The sequence below is a fragment of the Chryseobacterium rhizosphaerae genome (assembly GCF_003385455.1).
Classification (GTDB): domain Bacteria; phylum Bacteroidota; class Bacteroidia; order Flavobacteriales; family Weeksellaceae; genus Chryseobacterium; species Chryseobacterium rhizosphaerae.
This window is the reverse complement of the sequence record NZ_QNUF01000005.1, coordinates 25,413-44,564: the sequence shown is the minus strand read 5'-3', so window position 1 is coordinate 44,564 and position 19,152 is coordinate 25,413. Positions and strand designations below refer to the sequence as shown.

Genomic DNA, 19,152 nt, shown 5'->3' with positions numbered 1-19,152 from the left:
TTTATAAATCTTAAGTGTTTAAAACTTTTGTGACTTTTGTGGTTGATATTTTTTCGAGCAGATGACGCAGCTTTTGATACACATCAAATAATTTGACAGAGTTTACGGTTTAGATATAAGCAGTTGTGTTCATCTGAGTAATCTGTGGTGAAAAATTCACCTGTCCTGCTTACTTCTCTTTTGAAGCCAAGCGTTTTCTGATCGTGCTTACAAATTCTTTTGACACTCCTAAATAGGAAGCAATATAATATTGGGCAACCCTTTGGGGTATGGACGGATATACTTTGATAAATTCAATATATCTGTCCGAGGCAGTCTTTGAAATGGTATTCACCAGGCGGCTCTGCAGGGTCGTTAAATTCCGCTGTACCAACATCCTGAAAACTCTTTCAAACTTGGGAATTTCCTGTAATAACTTCTCTTTGGTCGTAGGATTCAACATATAAATTTCTGAATCCTCCAGGGTTTCAATATATACTTTCGAGGGCTTTTGCTCATGAAAAGAAGCAATATCACTGATCCACCAATCTTCGATGGCAAACAATAAGGTCACTTCAGAACCGCTATCATCCAAACAGTACATTCTTACACATCCTTTATGAATATATCCTTCAAACTGGCAGATTTCTCCTTCTCTTAATAAAACGGTCTTCTTGGGAAATGTCTGGCAAACCAAAGCATCTGTAAAAATTTTCCCTTCTTCCGGACTTATAGTGATGAATCTTTCAATATTCCTGATGATATTTTCAAACATAAATTAAAGTTTACCCCTGCAAATTAGGAAAAAGACTGTAAACTTCGTTCTTTAACAGTCCACTTCCTCCTCCATAATGGTCAATCACTTTAACATCTTTATCTAAATGGGCACAGAATATCTTCATCTCTTTCTCAAAGTCATCAGATAATCCGGAACTTAAAAGAACGATATCTACCTTATTTTTTGTTATATAGCCATAACTGGCATTTTCATCACTTTGAATCTCAGACGTCCAGCCCTCGTTATTTCCTATAATGCGTTGTAAAACATCCAGAATTTCCTGATTCTTTCCGATGACTAAAAAATGTAATGTTTTCATTAGGTTTAGGATTTATGGTTCTTATTGATTAGGAGTTGATGGTTGAGAGTTTAAAGGTAAAAGCGATGTAATGTATGAAACTGGAAAGTGTAAAGATAATAAGTAATTTACTTTCGTAGCTATTAACTCTTAACTCTCAATTCTCCTACAAATGTTTATTCCCCGTTATTTTCAATTCATTCAAATCCAGCTGAGATTCGGCTTTTCTGATCTCATCATCACTGAATAATTTTTCACGTTTCATTTTGAATAAATCTTTTCTCTGTAATGCAATAATGTCGAGCATGATCTTATGATATTCCTTCATATCATTCTGTCTGTTGGTGCACATTTCAATAGAGCTCAGATGGTTTTGGTGGAGTTTAATATCATTTTCCAATGCTTTTTTAAGGTTCTCTACCAGGGTATTACTGCTTACCATAGGTTCATATTCTTTACTCAGCCTGTCAATTGCCAGCTGATCAAGTCTCATTTGAATTCCTGCCTGCTGCTCATGAGAAGGTAAAATAGGATCTATTTCCTCTATTTTAGTTAATTTAATGATTAAAGGTAGCGTAAGTCCCTGGAAAACCAGCGTCACAAAAATAACGATAAACGTGATAAAAATAATCAGGTTTCTCATGGGAAACTGAGACTGCTCATTCATCATAACCGGAATAGATAAGGCTGTTGCCAGAGAAACAACGCCCCGCATCCCGGCCCAACCGATGATCAAGGGATTTTTCCATCCCGGACTTGGATCACGTCGGGCTTTTTTACTCAACCATCTTGGAAGATGAGCCACCGGATAAATCCATAACAGACGAACCACAATGACAATACCACTTATAATCAAACCATATTTTATGCCCTCCATTAAAGAGGTTTCTCCTAAACCATTGATAATATCCGGAAGCTCAAGTCCTATTAATACAAAGACCAAAGCGTTCATTACAAAGATTAACGTATTCCAGACTCCCGTCATATTAATTCTTGTCGTTCCGGTTTTAAAAATCTCATGGGCACGAAATGACATAAAAAGTCCTCCGCTTACCACAGCCATCACTCCTGAAAAATGGAAATGCTCTGCGGAAAGAAATAAAATATAAGGCGTAATTACCGTAATAGCAGCATCAATTGCCGGAGTGGTAGGTAAAAACTTATGAATGGCGTAAAAAATATGAGCTCCGATAATTCCTACAACAATTCCCATTCCTGCCACAAGAAAAAACTGGCCGGTGGCTTCATGCATTGAAAAAGCTCCGGTCATAACCGCAGCTAAAGCAAATCTGAAAACAATCAGTGACGAGGCATCATTGATCAGACTTTCACCTTCCAATATGGCAAGGGTGCGTTTGGGAACCTTTAATCCTTTTAATACAGTGGCTGCTGCAACAGCATCGGGTGGTGAAACTATACCTCCCAATAAAAAGCCTAATGCCAGGGTAAAACCAGGGATCAGAAGCTGTGAAGTATAAGCAACGACCAGAGAGGTCAGGAAAACCAGCCCAAAGGCTAGCAAGCTGATGGGGCGTTTCCACTTCCAGAAATCATTCCATGAAGTATACCATGCCGCCTCATATAAAAGGGGAGGTAAAAAGATTAAAAATATAATATCGGGATCCAGCTTTAAAACAGGTACTCCCGGAATCATACTGATTCCTAATCCTGCAAGTACCAGAAAAATAGGATAAGCAATCCTTATGCGCTGTGCCAGCATCACCAGCATCATAACGAGTAATAAAAGTCCTAGTATTAAAAGTAGTTGTTCATGCATCTTCTTTAGAGGGTATAAGTTTTGGCTAAAGCCTATGGATTGATGATATATTGTCGGGTGGGCTAAAGCCCACCTCTACTGAATTTCGACAATACTATCTTTTAATTTATTTAAATATAACTGAATTCGCCAGTTCCATCTCCTCCTGATTAATGGAATGTCCGAAGTTGGCGTACACTTTTTCGGTAACCTCAGCATTCATTTCTCTTAAAATATTGGCTGTAGCATAGACTCTTTCTACAGGAACATGAAAATCAGGATTACTGGTTGCTAGCAAAACCGGCGTTGCTGCAAAATCACCTTTATAGTGATCGCGATTGATCTTATCACCAATCACTCCTCCGATAATAGCCACCGCTCCACCTAATTTTTGTGCATTGCGGGCCAAAAATTCCAATGTAAGACACGCTCCCTGGGAAAATCCGAAAAAATAAATATTTTCGGGTTTAATCCCTGCATCTGTGGCAACTTTTACTGTCTCTCCTACCATTTCCAGGGCAGATGATAACCATGGTTCATTCTGATCCACCGGTGCGATAAACGAATAAGGATACCAGGTATGATTCAGAGCCTGTGGGGCTAGTAATGCATAGTCTTTTACATTCAGATGTTGGGACAAACTCAGGATATCCTGAGCACTTCCACCGCGTCCGTGAATCATAATCAAGGCTTTTTCTGCCTGTTTTAATGGTATTCCTGCTGTTTTTATGTTTAAAATATGGCTCATTATTTCTATCTGAATTTTTCTGTTGGATAATTGATTGTTGGAAGAACTTCTGTTAAACGTTCTCTCTGTTCTTCAAATTGTTTCGGTAACATCAAATCTTCCCCTAATGATGCAGCTTCTTCATCGACATCGAATCCCGGACCTGAAGTGGCAATTTCAAACAACACACCACCGGGCTCTTTAAAGTATACTGACGTGAAATATTTCCGGTCTTTCACTTCCGTATGCTCCAAACCGAAGGCATTGAGCCTGTCTACCATCTCAAGTTGTGACTGCGCATCGGGAGTGGCAAAAGCTACATGATGAACAGTCCCTCTTCCTGCCAACCCCTTTAATGCATTAGGCATATACAAAAGATCCACATAGTGTCCCGGCAGATCTTCTGTTCCCAGCCTCAGTCTGTCAGCACTTTCAATAATAACTTTATGGTCCATCTGAGTCGTTAAAAGGGCAGCTGTTCTTTCATAGGCATCCTGCCAGATTTCCACATGGTGAATTCCTTTTAACGCATATTCCTTGGGAATATAGCCGTTGTTATATCCTTTTCTTTGGTCTTTATCATTAAAAACCAACTCCAGTCCCAACCCGTCAAAATCTTCAAGATAAATAAAAACTTCTTCAGACAATCTTTGCTGTGGCTGTTTATATTGAATATTAAACTGATCCAGACGATTTGTCCAATACTCCAATGCATCCATAGAAACCGAAAAAGCAGTAGTATTCAGCATTCCTTTGCCATGTCTTCCGTTAATCAGATCTTTACCATAAGGAAAAGTTGTCAAAATAGTTCCCGGCGTTCCATATTCATCGCCGAAATAGAAATGATAAACATCAGAGTATTCAAAATTGACTGTTTTCTTGACCAATCGAAGTCCTAAAACTCCGGTATAAAAATCTATATTTTCCTGAGCATTGCCGGTAATAGCCGTAACATGATGCAATCCTGTGATAAGTTTCATAAAGTTGAAAATTGAAAGTTAAAATTATTGACTGATTGTTGTAATGTGAAGTTTCCAAATCTATTTCCGGATTATTCCAACGCAGGAAGAAAGGGAAAAATGACGATCAGGCAAATTGGTAAATACGCTAAGTTGAGATCTCTTCTATCCCCTACTCGTCATTCATTACAACACTTCTTTCATCCACACATCATTATATTCTTCCGGATGACGTTTGAACTGTGCATGAACATAGGGACACAAGGGTACAATTTTCAAATCGTTTTCTCTCGCATAAGAAACCAGTCTTTCCAATAAAATTTTGGCAAAGCCTTTCCCTTCATATTCCGTATTCACCTCAGTATGGTAGACCGTCAGTTTTTTTCCAATTACTGAAATGTCCATTTTTCCTGCTTTAAGATCATCAGAGAAAAGTTGAATTTCTCCTTTTCTTCCTTCTAAAACTATTTCTGTTCTTTCCATTTTTGTATTATTTATAGAATTATTATGAATGTCAAAATTAGGGTGTTTATAAGACTTAAGTAATGATCTATGATAACTTCGGTAAGGCTTCTTCTATTTTATCACGCATTCCTTCATACTGTAGAGGAAGTTTCAGGTGAGTACCCAGTTCATTCAGTGGCTCATCTACAGTGAACCCCGGATTGTCTGTGGCAATTTCAAATAATACACCTCCGGGCTCACGGAAATAGAGTGAGTAAAAATAATCTCTGTTGATCTTAGGAGTGATACTTAAGCCTGCCGATAATACTTTTTCACGGTATTCCATTAAAACAGTATCGTCTTTTACCCTAAAAGCAATGTGATGATTGGTTCCGGCAGCATTCCTTCCGGATGGAATGCTATCACTTTCAATAATATCTACGAGATTGGCTGTATCGATAGCATCTGTTGCCAGTCTGTATCTTTCCCCTTCCTGTTTTTGCAGATCATATCCTAAAATATCCGTTAAAACTTTAAGGGTAGGATCAGCTTTTTTTAGACTTAAAGTGACATTATGAAATCCCTTTAAAGCATGCTCTTCTTTGAGATCATCAGTAGTCCATACTTTCCGGTGATCCTCAGCGGATGGTTCTATAAACTGTAACTGCAGGCCATCCGGATCTTTAAAAGAGATCAGCTTTTCCCCAAAGATTTCCCCTTCCTCCAGATTTACATTAAAACCTTGAAGACGACTTTTCCAAAATTCCAGGCTTCCTTTCGGAACTGAATATCCGATATGAGTAGCCATACCGCTTCCATTGGTACCCTGACCAATTCCTTCCCAGGGAAAGAAAGTAAGAATAGTTCCCGGTGTTCCGTTTTCATTTCCAAAATAGAAGTGATACGTTCCCGGATCATCAAAATTGACTGTTTTCTTGACCAGTCTTACCCCTAAAACCTGGGTATAAAAATCTAAATTTCTTTTTGCGTTGTCTGCAATAGCTGTGATATGATGCAGACCTAATATTCTATTGTCCATGTCTTTTAATTTTGATGCTAAATTATGGACCATGGAAATCCTGTACATTTAACTAGTTTAATAAATGTAAAAAAAAATCCAGCATAAAGCTGAATTTTCAGGAGTCAAAAAATTTTAAGTAATTGAGTAAGTGATGTGTCCGGTTCCCGGATCATTGTTATTGCTGTATTTTCTATACAACCTGAGAAGTGTTCATCATTCTGAATCTGATATCAACTCTCTCTAATCTTTGACAAAAGAGTCATAAGTAATTCTACTTCAGTATCGGTCAAATTCTTATATACTGCATCCACATCCGGAAGTGCCGTAAAAACCTCATGGTATAGAACCTCACCCTTACCCGTAAGTTGTACATCGATCAGACGTTTGTCCTCCGGATTCACCTTCTTTTCTACAAGATCTTTAGCTATAAGACGATCTACCAACCTGGAAACTCCGGCATTCTTCTCCAGCATTCTCTTTAATATAGCCGACGTAGACAGTGGCGTTCCTGCATCATACAGAATAGAAAGTACATTATACTGCTGTGAAGTAAGTCCATATTTTGCAAAAAATTCCTGGGACTGCTCATAAACACTATTATAAGTTTCCACCATGCTGATACCGAGTTTCCGGCGGAGAGGTATTTCCTGAAGATCTTTTTCCATTGTATTATTTATAAATTACTGTACCAGATAACCGCCATCTACAGGAAGATAGGCTCCTGTACAAAAACTTGCATCATCTGAAGCCAAAAATAAGACTACTTTTGCAATTTCTTCAGGTTTTCCCAATCTTTTCATTGCATGCTTAGATTCCATATAGGATCTGTATTCAACATTCTGTGCAGCATTATCCATCAATAAAGGGGTTTCTATATAGCCTGGGCCAATAGCATTAACACGGATATTATTCGTGCCATTTTCCAATGCAGCTACTTTTGTAAGTCCCACCAGACCGTGTTTTGAAGAAGCATAGGAGCCGATTCCAAATTCCGCAACCTGACTCATAATAGATCCCATATTCACGATCGCCCCTCCGGTTTCCTGCTTTCTCATCTGGGCAATCTGATATTTCATTCCATAAAAAACACCACTCAGGTTGATATTGATCACACGCTGCCATTCTTCGATTGATTTTTCATGAATGGGAGACGCATCTACAATTCCTGCATTATTTACCCCTATATCCAGACTTCCAAATACTTCAATGGTTTCTGCAACAGCTTTTTCTACATCTTCCGGATTAGAAACATCACAGGCAATAAATCTAGCATCAGTCCCTTCTTTCAGAACTTCTTCCAGTGTTTCTTTATTTTCCTGAATGTCAGCAATCATCACTTTTGCGCCTTCTCTTGCCATCAATACAGCCACAGCTTTACCTATTCCGGAGTTTCCCCCTGTAATAAACGCTACTTTGTTTTCAAAACGTTTCATAATAAGTTGTTTTTTAAATTAATAAAATTCTCATTTCAAAATTAATGACTAATCATCAATGTCTAGTCATAAATAATGTTAAATTTACCATTACTTATATAACAATCTGATAAATAACTATTTAAAACACTATTCTCTTTTGATTGGTAGATGAACGAGCAGCAGAAAAAGAAGATGATAGCCATTCCTTATATTTTACGTAATTCTTAAAATATCAACCTTATTTTAATTATTTCACAACAGTACCTACTCTCACATTTCCATAAAAAATGAATTAAAAACTATTAAAACAAAACCTACCATAAAAAATTACATATATACAAAACATTCATTTACAGCAAATTAAACCATTAACAATAAATTAATATTCAAAAAGTCTACTTTTTTGGTGGACTAATAAAAATTATATTATATATTTGCAATCGTATTCAGGAAATAAAATAAAATGAAGGCAGAATTAAAAAATAATTCAATAAAGAAACATACCATCAAAAACATGATGATGTGTATCTGTATGCCTATACATCAAGAATACTGTGGATGACCTTACTTTTATATAACATATTTTTTAAAGGCTCTACAACATTGTAGAGCCTTTTTTATTAACAACAAACAACATTAAAAAATAACAATGAGCACTTCTAAAAACAAATGGCTGGTCCCATTGGCATTTACCAACATCTATGTAATATGGGGGATTACATTTTTAGCCATATCATTTGGTTTGAAAGGTTTTCCTCCGTTCATTCTTTCGGGATTAAGATTTCTGGTTGCAGGAATTCTGATGATAGGATATCTCCTGTCCAAAGGAGAAAAGGCCAATACACTAATCAACTGGAAAAAAAATGCAATTACCGGTATTTTAATTCTTACCGGAGGAACAGGTCTTGTGGCTTGGGGAGAGCAGTATGTAACGGCACCGGAAGCGGCCATTTCTATTGCAACCGGACCTTTTTGGTTTATTGCCATTGACAGAAAGAACTGGAAATATTATTTTTCAGATAAGTTTATTCCGATAGGATTGGTGATTGGTTTTGTAGGATTGGTATTATTTTTAAAAGGAAGTGTCAATTCAACGGCAGCACATGCAGCCACTGACAGTCATCTCCGCATTACCGCTTTTATTGTGTTAGGATTAAGTTCTATAGCCTGGGTATTGGGTTCTTTATATTCAAAGAAAAACCCGGCTTCACAATCTACTTTTATGAATATTGCCCAACAGCTTATAGTAGCTGGATTAGCCTCTTTTCTCATTGCATTTTTGCGTAAAGAATGGACCGGTTTTTCGGTTTCCGCCATCCCATTATCAGCATGGCTGGGCGTTCTGTTTTTGATCTTCTTTGGATCTATAGTCGCTTATTTGTCGTACATTTGGCTATTGTCCGTAAAACCCGCCGCTTTGGTAAGCACCCATACCTACATTAACCCTATTGTAACGGTTATTGCAGGCTGGATTGTTGCCAATCAGAGCATCAATGGAGGTCAGCTGTATGGTTTATCCATCATATTGCTGGGAGTATTGTTGACAAATGTCACCAAATATTTTAAACTTTCAAAACGGTCAAAAGTGAAGTTAAGAAGAGTGAAACGATTTTTTAATAAAACAGGCAGACGATACCAGCCTATTTAAATAGTATAAGACATCAGAATGATAGAAATCAGAAATATATCAAAAACATTCCATCAGAAAAAGCAATCTTTCAAGGCGCTGGATCGTGTGAGCCTCACTATAGAGAAAGGAGATATCGTAGGAATTATCGGATTTTCAGGGGCCGGAAAAAGCACCCTGATCCGTACGGTAAATCTGTTGGAAAGACCGGACGAAGGGCAGATTATTATTAACGGAAAGGATTTCACTAAACTAAGCTCAAAGCAACTGGCTGAAGAGCGTAAAAAAATTGGGATGATCTTCCAGCACTTTAATCTTCTTTCTTCGAGAACTGTTTTTGATAATATAGCTCTTCCTTTGGAGCTGGATCATGCAAATAAAGATCAGATTAATAAAAAGGTAAATGAGCTTCTGAAAATTGTAGGCCTTGAGGATAAGGCCCATGATTATCCGCGAAGCCTTTCCGGAGGCCAGAAACAGAGAGTTGCCATTGCCAGGGCATTAGCCAATGACCCCCATCTTTTACTCTGTGATGAAGCCACCAGTGCTCTTGATCCTGCCACTACGCAGTCTATATTACAGCTGTTAAGAGATATCAATCAAAGACTGGGAATTACCATCCTCCTTATCACTCACGAAATGGAGGTTATCAAAGCAGTCTGCAACCACGTTGCCGTGATAGACAAAGGAAAATTATTAGCAAAAGGAACATTAAGTGAGATTATTTCGGATCGGGAAAATCCGGTAATCCGACAATTTATAAATTCAGATAACATGACCCTGCCACAGGAACTCAATAACAGACTTCAGAAAGAACCACAGGATGGTTTATTTCCGCTGGTCGAAATAGAACTCAACGAAAATATAAGTGTTGAGGAACTTCTTTCAACATTATATACTCAATATAAAATTCCCTATAAACTTTTGAAGGCTGATGTAGAATATCTTGGAAACTCCAACTTTGGAAAACTGCTGCTTCAACTTCAGGGAAAAGAAGACGAAAATCAACAGGCCATCTATTATTTCAATCAAAACAAAATTCAAAATACAGTAAAAGGATATGCTTAGTGATACGGTAATTGCTCTTTTAGCAAAAGGAGCCTGGGAAACAATTTATATGACATTCGTATCCGGATTTTTTGGATTCGTTTTGGGTCTTCCGGTTGGGATTTTACTGTTTTTAACAAGAAAAGGCCAGCTGTTGGAAAATATGGTTTATCACAGAGCACTCTCCATTTTGGTGAATATTTTCCGTGCCATTCCTTTTATTATATTAATTGTATGGATGATTCCGTTTACAAGAATTTTAGCAGGAACGTCCATTGGAGTTAACGCAGCATTGGTTCCTTTAAGTATAGGAGCTGCTCCGTTTATTGCAAGATTAGTGGAAAACAGCCTTATTGAAGTTCCTCATGGTTTGATAGAAACAGCCAGAGCGTTGGGAGCTTCCCCTTTTCAGATTATCAGAAAAGTATTACTTCCTGAAGCCCTTCCTTCACTTATCAATAATGCCACCATCACCTTGATTACTCTGGTAGGTTATTCTGCGATGGGCGGTGCGGTAGGTGCCGGCGGATTGGGACAGGTTGGCTATCAATACGGGTATATTGGTTATGATATAGTAATCATGAATACGGTATTGGTTTTACTTGTTCTGTTGGTATTTATTATACAGTTTGCAGGAGATCGGCTGTCAAAAAGCTTTGATCACAGATAGAAAGTGTGTGAGTAAAGGAGCAGAAGTGGTCCTTTTACGATTCCTTTTTTCTTATTTAAAAGAATGACAATGAAAAAAATAAAGATTTTAAGTTTATTTGCTGCCGGCGTATTATTATTCACGGCATGTTCCGGAAGGAAAGATGATCCTAATTTTATCCGTGTGGGAATTACCTATGGCCCGGAGCAGGAAATTGCTGAAGTAGCGAAAAAAGTAGCGAAAGAAAAATACAACCTTGAAGTGGAATTGATCCCCTTTAATGATTATGTGGTTCCCAATGAAGCTTTGACCACCGGGGATATTGATGCCAACGCTTTCCAGCATGTTCCCTATCTTACCGAACAATCCAAACAGAGAGGATATAATCTGGCCGTAGTAGGAAATACATTTGTCTTCCCTATTATAGCATATTCAAAAAAAATTCAAAATATAAGTCAGTTGCAGAATGGAAATACTGTGGTCATTCCTAATGATCCCACTAATGGAGGACGTTCACTGCTTCTGTTACAGAAAAACGGCTTATTAAAATTAAAAGATGGTGTGGGACTGCTTCCAAAAGTGACCGATATTACAGAAAATCCAAAACAGCTGAAAATTATGGAGATTGAAGGCGCACAGATTCCAAGAGTTTTGGATGACAGAGATGTGGTGGTGGGTATTATCAATAATAATTTTGCAGCTCAGGCTGGTTTGGATTCTGAAAAACAGGGTATCCTCAAAGAAGATAAAGATTCTCCATACGTCAATGTAGTGGTTGCCAGACAGGACAACAAAAACAGTCAGAAGGTAAAAAATTTCGTTAAAGCCTATGAATCTGATGAAGTAGAGAAGAAAGCCAAAGAAATTTTCAAAGGAGGAGCCGTGAAAGGATGGTAATTTTGAATTTGAGAATCTGAAAGCCAAAAGTGAATTATCTTTATCCCGCTTTTTATTTTCAGCTTTAAACAGATAACAAAACTGTCAAACAATTATGTAGACAGTTTTTTTACGGATTATTTTTCATTTTCTCAATTTGAGATAATAAAAATTTTAGCTATTTTTGCTTACAATCAAATAAAAAGGCATTATGTTAAAGAAAACCGCCATTGTAAGTTTATTCACCCTTATTTCTGTTTCTTATATGGCTCAGACAAATAATACTCTACCGGTTTATTTAGACGAATCCAAACCTGTAGAACAACGTATCCAGGATGCTCTTTCCAGAATGACACTGGAAGAAAAAGTGGCTATGCTGCATGCCCAGTCGAAATTCAGCTCACCGGGTGTTCCCCGATTGGGAATTCCTGAATTCTGGACTACTGACGGGCCTCATGGGGTACGTCCTGAGGTCATGTGGGACGAATGGGACCAGGCAGGATGGACCAATGACTCTATCATCGCCTACCCTGCCCTGACAGCTTTATCTGCTACATGGAATAAAAAAATGTCATGGAACTATGGTAAGGCTTTAGGAGAAGAAGCCCGTTACAGGAAAAAAGATATCCTTTTAGGACCTGGAGTAAATATTTACAGAACTCCCCTGAACGGAAGAAATTTTGAATATATGGGAGAAGATCCTTACCTGACTTCAAAAATGGTAGTTCCTTATATTAAGGGAGTACAATCTAATGGGGTGGCCACTTCTGTAAAACATTTTGCCCTTAATAACCAGGAGATGTTCCGTCATACCAGTAACGTGAACGTGGATGACAGAACGCTTTATGAAATCTACCTTCCTCCATTCAAAGCGGCAGTAACCGAAGGAGATTCCTGGACCATTATGGGGGCTTATGATATGTATAAAGGTCAGTATGCCAGCCAGAATCAATATCTTCTGAATGATATCCTGAAAAAAGAATGGAAATATAAAGGAGTGGTGGTGTCCGACTGGGGAGCTGTGAATAATACGGAACAAGCCATCCATAACGGGTTGGATCTTGAATTCGGAACATGGACCAATGGACTTTCTGCCGGAACTAAAAATGCTTATGACAACTACTTTTTGGCAAAGCCTTATCTTGATTTGATTAAATCGGGAAAAGTGGGAACTACTGAACTTGATGATAAAGTGACCAGACTGCTTCGTCTTGCTTATCAGACCACCATGAACAGAAACAAGCCTTTTGGAAATATTGCTTCCGAAGAGCATAAAGCTGTAGCCAAGGAAATTGGTGAGGAAGGAATTGTTTTATTAAAGAACCAGGGGAATGTTCTTCCCATCGATCTTAATAAAGCTAAAAAAATTGCTGTGATTGGTGAAAATGCTATTAAGATTATGACTGTAGGTGGTGGCTCATCATCATTAAAGGTAAAATACGAAGCCCTTCCTCTGGACGGAATCAAATCCAGATTTGGAAAAAAGGCTGACGTTCAATATGCAAGAGGTTATGTAGGAGATATCGGTGGAGAGTATAACGGTGTAAAATCCGGACAGGACTTAAAAGACAGCCGCTCTGAAGCCGAATTATTGAATGAAGCTGTAGCACTGGCAAAACAATCAGATTACGTCATCTTTGTAGGCGGACTCAATAAAGCAGACTTCCAGGACAGTGAAGGAAATGACAGAAAAAGCTATGGATTGCCTTACAACCAGGATCATGTCATCTCTGCACTGGCAAAAGCCAATAAAAATCTTGCCGTGGTACTGGTATCCGGAAATGCTGTGGCCATGCCATGGATTAAGGAGGTTCCAAGTGTTGTACAGGCATGGTATCTGGGTTCCGAAGCAGGAAATTCTATTGCCTCCGTTCTCGCAGGGGATTCTAATCCTTCCGGAAAACTTCCTTTTACTTTCCCTGTAAAACTGGAAGATAATTCAGCTCACCAACTTGGAGAATATCCGGGACAAAAAGAAGAATTTGCAGCAGGAAAAGGAAAAGACCAGAAGAACCCGATCAATATTACCTACAACGAAGGAATTTTCGTTGGATACCGTTGGCATGACACCAAAAATATCAAGCCTCTTTTCAGTTTCGGACATGGATTAAGCTATACTACTTTTGAGTTTGGAAAAGCAAAAGCGGATAAAACGGTCATCTCACAGGATGACACCATTACTTTTACAGTTAGTGTTAAAAATACAGGAAAGAAAGCCGGTGCTGAAGTAGCCCAGCTTTACATCAGTGATTTAAAATCATCTGTTCCCCGTCCTTCAAAAGAACTGAAAGGTTTTGAAAAAGTGTATTTAAATCCCGGAGAACAAAAAGAAGTAACCTTCACCATCGACAAAACTGCATTAAGTTATTTTGACGCCGGTAAACACGACTGGGTAGCCGAACCTGGAGATTTCGAAGCACTGATCGGAAACTCTTCAGATGCTATTAAAACAAAGGTAAAGTTTACTTTAAAATAGAAATATGGAAGTTAGTATTGAATAGTTAACTTCTGAAATTAATTTTGTAGAATTAATTAAAGCAGGTTCCAATCGGAACCTGCTTTTTATTTGTTTCTGCAAATCTCAAAAGACCTGTGTTACTCTAAACTATGAGAGAACATACAAACCACAAAAGGTGTGGAAAACACCTTACTAATACTTTGTTATCAATAAGCCACAGAGAAGTTCATATAAGTTGTTTGAAAATCTCTGATTTTCTTTTTCATTGTACCCAATAATATATTACAACCTTTCAATTCTCAACCTAAGAGTTAAAAAAGCAGACTATTATTCCCCTCCTCCGGAGGGGTGCCGAAAATTCAAAGAATTTTTGACGGGGTGGTAACTCATATCAGTTTTTTACCACCATTCGAATATGATCTCTTTTCCGTCCATTAATATTATTTCTACGTATCCAAAAGTCACAAAATATTTTTGAGACCCCTCAGTTAAATCAAGTTATAAATAAGCTGTTGAGAAGGCCTCCTGCAGGAAATACAAAAGCAGGTTCCCGATAGAACCTGCTTTTGTATTGATCTAACAAATAGTATATTACTTTCCTCCGCCAGCGTTTTTCTCTACATCGGTTTTGGTATTTTCTTTTACTTTCTGGTTTCCAAAACGCTTTACAAACGTCAAAGAAACTCCGTACCAGTCCCATTTTGAATACTCTCTGAAAGTTCCGTCCTGGCTATAGGTGGTGTTATCACCGTAAGGTCTTTTAAAAATGTTCATCAGCTGCATGCTTAGTTCCATCTGGGTTTTTGGAAATATTTTGGTGACAGAAATATTGTGGAAAACATTGGTATTATTAGCATATGAATTTCCGTTATTCTGATTGGCAAGCTCCACCCACGCACTCAGGTTAATGTTTTTATTAAAAAGATTGGTATATGATAGATTGGCAGAGGCTCCCCAGTAACTGATATAATCTTTAGCTCCCAGTTTGTTTTTCTCGTTAAAATCTTTATTATTAATATAATACCATCCAAATCCGGCATTTACGTTCAGCTTATTTTTCAGGAAGTTCTGATTGGTATTGGCAAAAAGGTAATATTTTTCAACCTTTCCATCGAAATTCCCCGGTAATGAAACCGTTCTTCCGTTTTCTGTCACATAAGTCGTCCAGTAATCCTGATTGGTATGCATATACCTTGCAGAGATAAAGTATTTTTTCAGAATTCCAAACTTCAGATAAAGCCTGTCATTAGGGTTCGGGTTCAGGTTAAGGTTCCCTCTGGAATAGGTACCGTTAATTTCGGGCATCAGAAAAGGATTAAATTCAGAATACCATGGTCTCCAGATACTTCTGTTATAGGTAAAACTCAGATCATATTTGTCTGAAAAACTATATTTCAACAACAGATTGGGAAGAAAAGTACCATAAGAATCTCTTCTCTCTGTACCCGCCACATCCTGTCTTACTTTATAATCAATATATTCATATCGTATTCCGACTCTTGTTTCCAGTTTTTCGAAAAATGTTTTACTATAATTGGCATATAAAGAGCTCAGATTATCTTCATAATGAAATCTGTCATTTTTTGATAGATTAGAATAATCGGATGAAGGATCATTAATACTGAACCCATAGAGGCTATTGGGAATAACATGGTTATTTAATTCAGTTTTTCCTCCCACTTCCATCGTACCGCCTGATTTACCAAAAGGCTGTGTATAATCTATTTTCAGATAGTAATTACGCATCTGATTTGTACTGATCACCCCTAGCTGCTGGTCTGTTTTCACACCCTGCTTATTAATCTGCTTGTCAATCAAATTGTCGTTATTATCACTGGAATAGTTGGTTCCAATATTAATATCTAAAATTCTGTTTTTCTCTTTATCATAGTATTTATAGAAAGCATTAGTCCCCAAGTTACGTCTGAATCCCCAGTTATTTTGAATCTGGTGAAAAGATTCACCGGGATCTCCATCTTGTGAAGTCAACCCATCAGATGCTGCTGAAAGTAAATTCCTGCTCTGTGAATACTCCATCACAAGGCCGAAATTATTTTTATCATTGATTTCAAATTCCGAAGTAGAAGAAAGAGAAGGACTTTCATTTCTCATTATGTTCTCAAGATTGAATTCGGTATGCCTATTCTTCTCATATCGGTTATCCCAAGTTTGGGTTTTCTGCACATAATTACCGCTATTATAACCTCCTATAAGGGTTTGTGTAAACTTTTTCTTATGGTAGTTCAAATTGATATTTGTGTACTGTGAGTTTTTGGTACTTTGTCTGTTGTTGAGTGATATACTTCCTTTCAACCCTTCGTCATCTCTTTTTTTAAGAACAATATTGACAACAGACCCTGAGGTTTCATAACGTGATGAAGGGCTGGTAATCACCTCTATTTTCATAAGGTTATCGGCAGGAATTGTTTTAAGATATTCTTTTAATTCCTTACCTGTAAAAACAGATTTTCTGTCATTGATATATACCGTAACCATTTGTCCCTCAGCTTTTACATCATCATTATTATCAATACTCACCAAAGGAGTCATTCTCAGAACATCCCATGTTGTATTTCCAGCAAGGATAGCACTGTTTGCAACATTAAATACCGTTCTGTCTACCTTGGATTCTACCGTCGGCTTTCTGGCTACCAGCGTAACGGCTTCAATCTCTTTCTGCTTTACCGTATCCTTCACAACCTGGGTTTGAGCCAGGGTCAAAGAACCCGCTAATAATGCTATTGGAAATAAAATTGTTTTCATTTGAAATTATAGTTTATTCTATAAGACCACTATGGGGAGGTATTTGTTACACCCAATATTGAAAAAGGCGAAATAAATACTTAGCTTTTAGTAACATACACTATTTTCAATTGGCAGAAAATCAGAAAAACAAGATAAAACAATAATAAAATCAACTTATACCCATCACATCTGCAACAAACTATTCGAAATTATATATTATTCCAAATTTCACTTCTCCCTTAAAAATAATTTAATAGTTCTGTCCTCAACAAAAAAAGCCCGGGTCTCTCTCACCCGGGCCGCTAGCAATAGCAAATTTACAAGGATTAAAATTAAAAAATATGCTAGTTTATATTTTCAAAATACTGGATAACGCCTACTTCCGGTAAGCGAAGTTTATCCTTATTAAGATCAGTCTCCTGATTGTTGCTGTTTTCTAAAAAGGAATTGCTGAATAACGCATACGAGGGTTGTTCTGCAAGCCCATTTTTCAGAAGCTGGTGGGCTTCTACAATAGTTTTACCGTATAGTTTTCTAAAACTTCCGATATTATATTGCGAAAATGTTCCGTAGTGTACAATAAACTTCAAGGACAATGCTATAGTAGTACTTAAGCTTCTACTGAGTTCTTCAATTTTTTTATTGAAGGCATTCCTCATTTTCATGAGTATTTTTGAAATATTCTGATAGGAAGGATTTTCGTCATATCTGTAAAATAAAATGGCATCTCCTTCAATCTCTGAGATTTCAAAATAGCGACCGTTCACATCGATCAGTGTAGAAAGTAGTTGTCTTACAATATATTCTCCTGTATAAAGTTTGGTATTGAACACAAATTCTGTAAATCCGCTAAAATCCGGAATAAGAATGATTCCCTCTTGTATATTTGTATTCTTCATAATGATAATGGATTAAAAACCTGCTTCATTTGTAAAGACGAAGCAGGTTCAATTTTACTTTATTGCCATCCGCCTCCTACAGAACGATAGAGTGCCGTTATTGCATTCAGTCTTTGCGCTTTCAGGGAAGCCAGGTCCAGCTCAGCCTGAAGCTTATTGGTTTGTGCAATGATTACCTCTACATAAGTGGCTGAATTATATTTAAATAAAATATCAGCTTTCTTCACCGCTTCATTAGATTTTAAAGCCAATCCTTCCGCTATTTTTTGCTGCTCCTCAAGCTTCTTAATTTGTACCAAAGCATCAGAAACCTCACCCACTGCTTTTAAAACAGATTGTTTAAAGGTAATTTCAGCCTGATCCGCCAACACCTTCGACTGCTCATACTGGGTTTTCAGCTGCTTACCATTCAAAATAGGCTGTGCAATAGCTCCGGCAGCCATCCCGAAAAGAGAGCCCGGTACACTGAACCATTTGCTGATCTGAAATGCATTCACTCCCCCCTGAGCAGTAATGTTCAATGAAGGATACATGCTCATTTTAGCCACATGGATAGCCGCAGCACTTTTCCTTACCTCAAGTTCAGCACTTTTGATATCCGGTCTGTAGCTTAACAGCTCTGAAGGGATACCTGCTGCAATATGGTCCGGAGACTGCACCGTATTCAGGCTCGCACTTCTTTCAATCTTACCGGGCATTGAACCCGTAAGAAGGCTTAGTGCATTTTCCTGTGTGGTAACGGAACTTTCAATAGCCGGAATTGATTTTAAGATCTGATCCCTTACGATTTCCTGTTGCTGTACCGCCAGCGCTGTGGTCAATCCAAGTTCCTGCTGTTTTGTCAAAAACTTCAGGGTATTTTCTGCATAGGTCAGGTTGGATTTTGTGATCTCTAACTGAGTATCCAGCATTAATACATTATAATATCCCTGCACTACTGCTGCCACCAACTGTGTTTTCACAGCCTTTCCAGCTTCCTGGGTTTTAAGGTATTCGGCCAGTGCCTGCTCTTTTCTTCCTTTGATCTTTCCCCAAATATCCGCTTCCCAGGAAAGATTTATAGAAGCTGTATAATCTTCCATATATCTTTTCCCCATGAATTGCCCTGCCATCATCCCGTTCATACTGTTATCCGAAGGGCGGTTGATATTTGCATTGGCAGCAGCACTTACAGTAGGAACATTTGCCCACTTACTCTGGTTGTAAGCCAGCGAAGCAAACTCAATCTGTTTTAAGGCTAGCTGAAGATCGTTATTCTGAACCATCGCTTTGTCAATCAATCCTACCAGAACAGGATCTTTGAAAAAATCTTTGTAGCTGATCTTGGCGATATTCTCGTTCTGTTCTACAACTATACTGTCACTTCTGAAAGCCTCAGGCATTTTCAATTCAGGGCGCTCATATTTCTGAACTTTACAGGATATGGCTGTTCCTGAAATGAATGCGATATAGGCTATATTTTTAATTTTCATTT

17 protein-coding genes are annotated in these 19,152 nt (G+C 37.8%); 5 read left to right on the top strand and 12 right to left on the bottom strand.

Annotation, left to right across the window (positions count from 1 at the left end):
* Positions 1-169: 169 nt before the first annotated feature.
* The 9 genes from DRF57_RS05745 to DRF57_RS05705 all read right to left on the bottom strand — a co-directional run bounded on the left by DRF57_RS05745 (position 170) and on the right by DRF57_RS05705 (position 7,395).
* Entirely contained in the window at positions 170-754 is a 585-nt protein-coding gene (locus tag DRF57_RS05745) for a Crp/Fnr family transcriptional regulator (protein ID WP_047486617.1), read from the bottom strand.
* A 10-nt stretch (positions 755-764) separates the two neighbouring features.
* The gene (locus DRF57_RS05740) at positions 765-1,076 is read right to left on the bottom strand and encodes a hypothetical protein (protein WP_115917364.1); all 312 of its coding nucleotides are present in this window, start codon (positions 1,074-1,076) and stop codon (positions 765-767) included.
* A 145-nt stretch (positions 1,077-1,221) separates the two neighbouring features.
* Positions 1,222-2,832 carry a Na+/H+ antiporter gene (locus DRF57_RS05735; RefSeq protein WP_115917362.1) on the bottom strand — a complete coding sequence of 537 codons (1,611 nt, stop codon included), beginning with the start codon at positions 2,830-2,832 and terminating at the stop codon, positions 1,222-1,224.
* A gap of 106 nt (positions 2,833-2,938) precedes the next feature.
* The gene (locus tag DRF57_RS05730) at positions 2,939-3,559 is read right to left on the bottom strand and encodes an alpha/beta hydrolase (protein ID WP_084087245.1); all 621 of its coding nucleotides are present in this window, start codon (positions 3,557-3,559) and stop codon (positions 2,939-2,941) included.
* Between the two features lie 5 nt (positions 3,560-3,564).
* A complete protein-coding gene (locus tag DRF57_RS05725) occupies positions 3,565-4,518 on the bottom strand; it encodes a VOC family protein (protein WP_115917360.1) in 954 nt (317 codons plus the stop codon).
* Positions 4,519-4,683: 165 nt separating this feature from the next.
* Positions 4,684-4,980 carry a GNAT family N-acetyltransferase gene (locus DRF57_RS05720; RefSeq protein ID WP_047486631.1) on the bottom strand — a complete coding sequence of 99 codons (297 nt, stop codon included), beginning with the start codon at positions 4,978-4,980 and terminating at the stop codon, positions 4,684-4,686.
* A 67-nt stretch (positions 4,981-5,047) separates the two neighbouring features.
* The gene (locus DRF57_RS05715) at positions 5,048-5,980 is read right to left on the bottom strand and encodes a ring-cleaving dioxygenase (RefSeq protein ID WP_115917564.1); all 933 of its coding nucleotides are present in this window, start codon (positions 5,978-5,980) and stop codon (positions 5,048-5,050) included.
* 212 nt (positions 5,981-6,192) lie between these two features.
* On the bottom strand, positions 6,193-6,627 hold the full coding sequence (locus DRF57_RS05710) for a MarR family winged helix-turn-helix transcriptional regulator (protein WP_084087239.1): 435 nt from the start codon (positions 6,625-6,627) through the stop codon (positions 6,193-6,195).
* A 15-nt stretch (positions 6,628-6,642) separates the two neighbouring features.
* Positions 6,643-7,395, bottom strand: coding sequence for an SDR family NAD(P)-dependent oxidoreductase (locus tag DRF57_RS05705; RefSeq protein WP_047486637.1), 753 nt, complete (start codon positions 7,393-7,395; stop codon positions 6,643-6,645).
* 631 nt (positions 7,396-8,026) lie between these two features.
* On the opposite strand from DRF57_RS05705, the gene DRF57_RS05700 reads away from it, so the two are divergent.
* The 5 genes from DRF57_RS05700 to DRF57_RS05680 all read left to right on the top strand — a co-directional run bounded on the left by DRF57_RS05700 (position 8,027) and on the right by DRF57_RS05680 (position 14,052).
* Positions 8,027-9,025 carry an EamA family transporter gene (locus tag DRF57_RS05700; RefSeq protein ID WP_052188556.1) on the top strand — a complete coding sequence of 333 codons (999 nt, stop codon included), beginning with the start codon at positions 8,027-8,029 and terminating at the stop codon, positions 9,023-9,025.
* An 18-nt stretch (positions 9,026-9,043) separates the two neighbouring features.
* Positions 9,044-10,072, top strand: coding sequence for a methionine ABC transporter ATP-binding protein (locus tag DRF57_RS05695; protein WP_115917358.1), 1,029 nt, complete (start codon positions 9,044-9,046; stop codon positions 10,070-10,072).
* The gene (metI, locus tag DRF57_RS05690) at positions 10,065-10,721 is read left to right on the top strand and encodes a methionine ABC transporter permease MetI (RefSeq protein WP_115917357.1); all 657 of its coding nucleotides are present in this window, start codon (positions 10,065-10,067) and stop codon (positions 10,719-10,721) included. The genes DRF57_RS05695 and metI overlap by 8 nt, the downstream gene beginning before the upstream one ends.
* A 69-nt stretch (positions 10,722-10,790) precedes the next feature.
* Positions 10,791-11,597 (top strand): methionine ABC transporter substrate-binding lipoprotein MetQ, encoded by an 807-nt coding sequence (gene metQ / locus DRF57_RS05685; RefSeq protein ID WP_174772360.1) that lies wholly within the window; start codon positions 10,791-10,793, stop codon positions 11,595-11,597.
* 190 nt (positions 11,598-11,787) lie between these two features.
* Complete coding sequence (locus DRF57_RS05680; RefSeq protein WP_115917353.1) at positions 11,788-14,052, top strand: glycoside hydrolase family 3 C-terminal domain-containing protein; 2,265 nt, start codon at positions 11,788-11,790, stop codon at positions 14,050-14,052.
* 573 nt (positions 14,053-14,625) lie between these two features.
* Here DRF57_RS05680 and DRF57_RS05675 read toward each other — a convergent pair.
* From DRF57_RS05675 to DRF57_RS05665, 3 genes are all read right to left on the bottom strand, one after another.
* Positions 14,626-16,797: an outer membrane beta-barrel protein gene (locus DRF57_RS05675; protein WP_115917351.1), complete on the bottom strand. Its 2,172-nt coding sequence runs from the start codon at positions 16,795-16,797 to the stop codon at positions 14,626-14,628.
* Positions 16,798-17,123: 326 nt separating this feature from the next.
* Entirely contained in the window at positions 17,124-17,678 is a 555-nt protein-coding gene (locus tag DRF57_RS05670; RefSeq protein WP_047486658.1) for a DUF2652 domain-containing protein, read from the bottom strand.
* 59 nt (positions 17,679-17,737) lie between these two features.
* On the bottom strand, positions 17,738-19,150 hold the full coding sequence (locus tag DRF57_RS05665; RefSeq protein WP_228450282.1) for an efflux transporter outer membrane subunit: 1,413 nt from the start codon (positions 19,148-19,150) through the stop codon (positions 17,738-17,740).
* Between the last annotated feature and the right edge of the window lie 2 nt (positions 19,151-19,152).

Bases quoted from the DNA above. Each gene is read 5' to 3' on its own strand.
- DRF57_RS05745 (WP_047486617.1), bottom strand. From the start codon at position 754: ATGTTTGAAAATATCATCAGGAATATTGAAAGATTCATCACTATAAGT.
- DRF57_RS05740 (WP_115917364.1), bottom strand. From the start codon at position 1,076: ATGAAAACATTACATTTTTTAGTCATCGGAAAGAATCAGGAAATTCTG.
- DRF57_RS05735 (WP_115917362.1), bottom strand. From the start codon at position 2,832: ATGCATGAACAACTACTTTTAATACTAGGACTTTTATTACTCGTTATG.
- DRF57_RS05730 (WP_084087245.1), bottom strand. From the start codon at position 3,559: ATGAGCCATATTTTAAACATAAAAACAGCAGGAATACCATTAAAACAG.
- DRF57_RS05725 (WP_115917360.1), bottom strand. From the start codon at position 4,518: ATGAAACTTATCACAGGATTGCATCATGTTACGGCTATTACCGGCAAT.
- DRF57_RS05720 (WP_047486631.1), bottom strand. From the start codon at position 4,980: ATGGAAAGAACAGAAATAGTTTTAGAAGGAAGAAAAGGAGAAATTCAA.
- DRF57_RS05715 (WP_115917564.1), bottom strand. From the start codon at position 5,980: ATGGACAATAGAATATTAGGTCTGCATCATATCACAGCTATTGCAGAC.
- DRF57_RS05710 (WP_084087239.1), bottom strand. From the start codon at position 6,627: ATGGAAAAAGATCTTCAGGAAATACCTCTCCGCCGGAAACTCGGTATC.
- DRF57_RS05705 (WP_047486637.1), bottom strand. From the start codon at position 7,395: ATGAAACGTTTTGAAAACAAAGTAGCGTTTATTACAGGGGGAAACTCC.
- DRF57_RS05700 (WP_052188556.1), top strand. From the start codon at position 8,027: ATGAGCACTTCTAAAAACAAATGGCTGGTCCCATTGGCATTTACCAAC.
- DRF57_RS05695 (WP_115917358.1), top strand. From the start codon at position 9,044: ATGATAGAAATCAGAAATATATCAAAAACATTCCATCAGAAAAAGCAA.
- metI (WP_115917357.1), top strand. From the start codon at position 10,065: ATGCTTAGTGATACGGTAATTGCTCTTTTAGCAAAAGGAGCCTGGGAA.
- metQ (WP_174772360.1), top strand. From the start codon at position 10,791: ATGAAAAAAATAAAGATTTTAAGTTTATTTGCTGCCGGCGTATTATTA.
- DRF57_RS05680 (WP_115917353.1), top strand. From the start codon at position 11,788: ATGTTAAAGAAAACCGCCATTGTAAGTTTATTCACCCTTATTTCTGTT.
- DRF57_RS05675 (WP_115917351.1), bottom strand. From the start codon at position 16,797: ATGAAAACAATTTTATTTCCAATAGCATTATTAGCGGGTTCTTTGACC.
- DRF57_RS05670 (WP_047486658.1), bottom strand. From the start codon at position 17,678: ATGAAGAATACAAATATACAAGAGGGAATCATTCTTATTCCGGATTTT.
- DRF57_RS05665 (WP_228450282.1), bottom strand. From the start codon at position 19,150: ATGAAAATTAAAAATATAGCCTATATCGCATTCATTTCAGGAACAGCC.